The 1,463-nt window shown below is 47.6% G+C and carries 2 protein-coding genes; both read right to left on the bottom strand.

The features are described from left to right. Nucleotides 1-30 precede the first annotated feature (30 nt). The gene (locus EEX84_RS16405; protein WP_240034014.1) at nucleotides 31-894 is read right to left on the bottom strand and encodes an IS3 family transposase; all 864 of its coding nucleotides are present in this window, start codon (nucleotides 892-894) and stop codon (nucleotides 31-33) included. Continuing rightward, on the bottom strand, nucleotides 858-1,421 hold the full coding sequence (locus tag EEX84_RS16400; RefSeq protein WP_123166724.1) for a helix-turn-helix domain-containing protein: 564 nt from the start codon (nucleotides 1,419-1,421) through the stop codon (nucleotides 858-860). The genes EEX84_RS16405 and EEX84_RS16400 overlap by 37 nt, the downstream gene beginning before the upstream one ends. Between the last annotated feature and the right edge of the window lie 42 nt (nucleotides 1,422-1,463).

Genomic DNA, 1,463 nt, shown 5'->3' with positions numbered 1-1,463 from the left:
GGTAGTGACCCCTTAAAGTTAGAGTTTTATTTACGCAGCTAATTGGCTGGCGTGTGTCCGGTATTGCACCGGGCTCATGCCGGCCAATTTTTGTTTGATGCGTTCGTTGTTGTAGTAGGTTATATATTGTTCGATCCGTTGTTTTAATTCCTCGTACGATACCACTGCTTCTCCGTAATACATCTCCTGCTTCAGGAGGCCGAAGAAGTTTTCCATGGCCGCATTATCGGCACAGGTCCCTTTCCGGGACATGCTTTGGAAGATCCGTTGCTCCTTCAACACCTTCACCCAGGCGGCGTGCTGGTAGTGCCAGCCCTGATCGGAATGGAGGGTGGTTCGGTAGATTGCCTGTTCCTTGATGATCGGCAGGGCCTGATGCAATGACGCCACCACGAAATCGAGGGTCGGCCGTTTTGCCATGCTCATCCCGATGATTTCGCCGTTGTAGAGATCCATGATCGGACTTAAATAAAGCTTTTCATCCCCAGTACACTTGAATTCCGTGATGTCGGTCGTCAATTTCTGCAAGGCATGTGGCGTAGAAAACCTGCGGTTCAACCGGTTTTTGGCGATGGTTCCCACTTTTCCTTTGTAGGATTTATAACGTGATTTACGGATGAATTTTCCGCATTTGAGATTTAATTCGTTCATGATGCGCTGCACTTTCTTGTGGTTAATGACATGGCCAATCGCCTGCAACGCCAGGTGGATCCGGCGGTATCCGTAACGGCCTTCGTGTTTCTCGAACAGTGCCTGGATCAGGGGTTTCAACTCCTGGTCCGGGTCTTCCGAATCGAACCGGTGCCGGTGGTAATGGTAAGTCGCTTCCGGAAGATCAACGATCTTTAGCACATCCTTTAATCGGAATCCTTCTTCGTGGAGTTCGAACGCCAGCGCTGCTTGTGCTTTTCGAGGAAGGCATCCGGATTCTCCTGGAAAGCTTTTAACTTTTTTAAATAGGCCACTTCTAAGCGGAGAAGCTCATTCTCCCGTTCCAGTTGTTCTTCCCGGGACAAAACCTTTTCAGGCTTGTCCGACTTCTGTTTCGGTTTTTTTGACATGGAGGGTCGTCCTTTCGCTCGTTCTTCCAGGCCTTTTACTCCTTCCGCCAAAAACTTCTGGTTCCAATTCGCAATGAGCGACGAATTGTTCATCCCAAATTGGTCCGCTGTGTCTTGGTAAGAAGCACCTGCTTGTTTCATAAAGTGTAATACATCCACCTTGAATTGAACAGAATACACCTGGTGCGTCTGCTTCTTCCGTAAGCCTTCTATTCCAAACGCCTGATAAGCCCTTACCCAGCGTATAATCGGAGAAGAAGAAGGCATTCCATATTTGTGGGCCAATCGCTTGTATCCCAAAGAATTCTCCAAGTATTCCTTCACCAACTGCAGTTTGAAATCCTCACTATATTTCGCCATATAAAAAACACCCCAAAAGTTAGTTTTGAACTCTAACTTTTG

The sequence above is a fragment of the Planococcus salinus genome (assembly GCF_003719725.1).
GTDB lineage: Bacteria > Bacillota > Bacilli > Bacillales_A > Planococcaceae > Planococcus > Planococcus salinus.
This window is presented reverse-complemented; position numbering and strand designations above follow the sequence as displayed.